This window comes from Halorubrum tibetense (assembly GCF_042661865.1).
Lineage (GTDB): Archaea > Halobacteriota > Halobacteria > Halobacteriales > Haloferacaceae > Halorubrum > Halorubrum tibetense.
The window spans coordinates 1-3,240 of the sequence record NZ_JBHSWW010000271.1 but is presented as its reverse complement, the minus strand read 5'-3'; the positions used below and the strand labels follow the sequence as shown (position 1 = coordinate 3,240).

The 3,240-nt window shown below is 67.1% G+C and carries 3 protein-coding genes; 1 reads left to right on the top strand and 2 read right to left on the bottom strand.

Annotated features, from left to right (window positions below):
• A partial coding sequence (locus ACFQEU_RS13435) for a DNA double-strand break repair nuclease NurA (protein WP_379782961.1) occupies positions 1 to 846 on the bottom strand: 846 nt, incomplete at its 3' end.
• 153 nt (positions 847 to 999) lie between these two features.
• On the opposite strand from ACFQEU_RS13435, the gene ACFQEU_RS13430 reads away from it, so the two are divergent.
• Positions 1,000 to 2,919, top strand: coding sequence for a methyl-accepting chemotaxis protein (locus tag ACFQEU_RS13430; protein WP_379782959.1), 1,920 nt, complete (start codon positions 1,000 to 1,002; stop codon positions 2,917 to 2,919).
• 169 nt (positions 2,920 to 3,088) lie between these two features.
• On the opposite strand, the gene ACFQEU_RS18305 is transcribed toward ACFQEU_RS13430, so the two are convergent.
• A partial coding sequence (locus ACFQEU_RS18305) for a DUF7993 family protein (RefSeq protein WP_465261152.1) occupies positions 3,089 to 3,240 on the bottom strand: 152 nt, incomplete at its 5' end.

Below are 3,240 nucleotides of genomic sequence, written 5' to 3'. Positions count from 1 at the left end.
GCCGGCCGTGTCGCCGGCTCCCTCGCGCCGCTCCAACAGCCGCGTGAACAGCTCGGTGTCGTCGGGCCACGGCGACTCGAACCCCTTGCGGTCGAGCGACCGGACGATCGTCCGGCTGGAGGGGTTCTTCACGAACCCGGCGAGCGGTACGTCGCGCTCGACGAACCGCTCGACGAGCCGGACGTACTTCTCGACGACCGCTCGCGGCTTCGCCTCCCGCGCCAGCTCGCCGAGCTCGGGGTCGCGGTCCTGCCACGTGAACAGCTCCTTCGGGTATATCGGCCCGTCGAGCACCAGCAGCTCGTCCACCTCGTCGGCGTGATCGAGCGCGTGGGTCCCCTCAGCGAGGTACAGCGCGAGCGCGTGGACGACCCCTTCGGCGTACCGGTTCACGCGCGGGGCGTGGAGCACGCGCTGGCGGGTGTGACCCGCGTCGCGCTCGGTCCACTCGCCGTCGAAATCGGCGGTCGAGTCGCCGGCGTGCACGGTCGCGACGATCGTCCGGTCACGGTGAAGGTCGAGGTCCGTCGGGTCGGCCGCCATCGCCGCGTGTGCGACGTCGACGACGAGCCCGTTCTTGAACGTCGTGGGGTTGATCGTGCCCGAGTCGAGCCCGTGGACCGTTCCGAAGGGTCGCTCCGCGAGGGCGACGTCGTCGATCGGGGCCAGCCCCCGCTCGTGGTCGGCGACGGGCTCGACGACGACCCGCCCGTCGCGGTAGAGCTCGGGGAGCCACTCCGTCCAGACCTGCCCTGCGAGGTCCTCGTGGTCGGTGGTGTCCACGTCGCCCGCGATGCCGTACGCGAGCCGCGCGATGTTCTCGACGTGGATCGGATCGAGGGTCACGAGCGTACCGTGTCGCGGCTCGAAGTAAAACCGTCCGGCTCAGCTCGTCGATCCCACGTCCCCGTATGAGACGTCCGCTTGCCACCTGAGAGTACAGTATCTGATAATCGCAACTGAGGATTCATACGTTCCGGAGAGAGACCTGCGATAATCATGAATATCACTGACCGCGCGTCCGGTCGCTTCAGCGGCCTGTTCGAGTCGATCCCTGACGGGAGTAAGATCGACGCGGAAACGTGGACTCGCCGGCATCGGATCATGCTCGTCATTTCGGCGCTGCACATCCCGTTCCTCGTCGCGCTCGGGCTGCTCGAGGGTCCGGAGCCGATATCGGGAGCGACGTTGCCCGCGATCGCGACGACCGAGCTGGTCCTGTGGGTCGGGGTTATCGGGGTGTTGACTGCTGTCGCGGCGGTTCCGATGCTACCGCGGCGGGCCCGAGCCGGAGCGATCGCGCTCGCGTTGACATGGGCGTCGACGGTGCTCGTCTCCTTTTCGGGCGGATTCATCGAGGCGCACTTCCACTACTTCGTCGCCGTCGTCTGGCTGGCCATGTACGAGGACTGGGTGCCGCTGGCGATCGGCGTGACCGTCGTCGCGGCGACACACCAGCTGTTCTCGGTGCTCGAGATGGGGATGATGTTCAACCACGAGCCGGCGATGCAGAACCACGGGTTCTGGGCGAACGTTCACGCGGTGTTCGTTCTCGCCGGCGTCGCGGGGATCCTCCAGCTGTGGTCCTCGATCGAATCGTCACGGCGCGACATCGAGGAGCAGCTCGCGGAGATCGACGCGAAATCGGCGGAGATAGACCAGCTCGAGGAACAGCGCGCGGAGATCGAGAACGCCCAACAGGAGATCAAAGCCCAGAAAGACGAGATCGACGCGGTGAACGAGGAGCTCGAGCGAAAGGCGGCCGATTTCTCGTCGGTGATGACGCGGGCGGCCGACGGCGACCTGACGGCCCGGATGGACGCCGACACCGACGCCGAGGCGATGGAACGGATCGGCACGGCGTTCAACGAGATGATGGACGACATCGAGGCGACGATGGGCGAGATCCAGTCGTTCGCCCACGAGGTGTCCGACGCGAGCAGTAAGGCGATGGAGGGGGTGGACACGGCCGAGGGGCTCAGCGAGGACGTGACCGAGTCGATCGCGGAGATCGCGGACGGGGCCGACGAACAGCGGGAGATGCTCGCGCAGGTGTCGAGCGAGATGAACAACCTCTCGGCGGCGATAGAGGAAGTCGCATCGTCGACGGAGACGGTCGCCGACGCCGCCCAGCAGACCACCGCGATCGCCGACGAAGGCGAGGAGACGGCCGAGGCGGCGATCGACAGCGTACGGGAGTCCCAGGCGGCGATCGAGTCCACGGCGGAGAACGTCAGACACCTCGACGAGCGGATGGACGACATCGGCGAGATCGTCGACCTGATCGGCGATATCGCCGAACAGACCAACCTCCTCGCGCTCAACGCGAACATCGAGGCCGCACGCGCCGGCGGTAGCGGTAACGGTGCGAGTGACGGGTTCGCCGTCGTCGCCGACGAGGTGAAACAGCTCGCCGAGGAGACGAAGGAGGCGGCCGAGGAGATCGAGGCGTTGATCGACGGGACGCAGGCCCAGACTGCCGCGACGGTCGAGGAAGTCAACACGGCCAGCGAACACATGCAGGACGGCGCGGACGCCGTCCGCGACACGGCGGACGCGTTCACGAAGGTCGCCGACAACGCCGCCGAGACCGACGAGGGGATCCGCGAGATCAGCAACGCGACCGACGACCAGGCCGCCAGCACCGAGGAAACGGTGTCGATGGCCGAGGAAGTGGCCGGGATCAGTCAGGCCACCGCCGAGGAGGCCGACGACGTCTCGATGGCAGCCGCCGACCAGCTGTCGGCGATGTCGCAGGCGACCACCGAGGTCGGGTCGCTCGTCGATCAGGCCGAGCGGCTCCAGCGGCTGCTCCGACGGTTCGATGTCAGCGACAGATCGGGTACGGACGGATCGGGTGGCTTCTCGGCGTCGCCGTCGGGGAACCGCGCCATGGGCGACGGCGGTCGAAGCGACTGATATCGCTGCCCGGGCGAACCACGACCCCGTTTCGTCCGGTTGTTTTCCTCTCTTTCCTCTCTCCTCTCTCTCTTCTCTTTCCTCTCTCTTCTCTTTCCTCTCTCCTCTCTCTCTTCTCTTTCCTCTCTCCTCTCTTTTCCCCTTCTCCGGTGTTCCCGCCGCGCTCCGCCTATTCGACGTGTTCGAGGAGCGTTTCGAGCGTCGGGAGGGCCCGTTTCACCTGTGCGCCGCTCTCGACGAACACCAGCGTTCGTGGCGGCCGAACCGCTTTCGGCCTGACGCGCAACCCCGCCGCCGTGGCGGCGTCGGCGGCGGCATCCG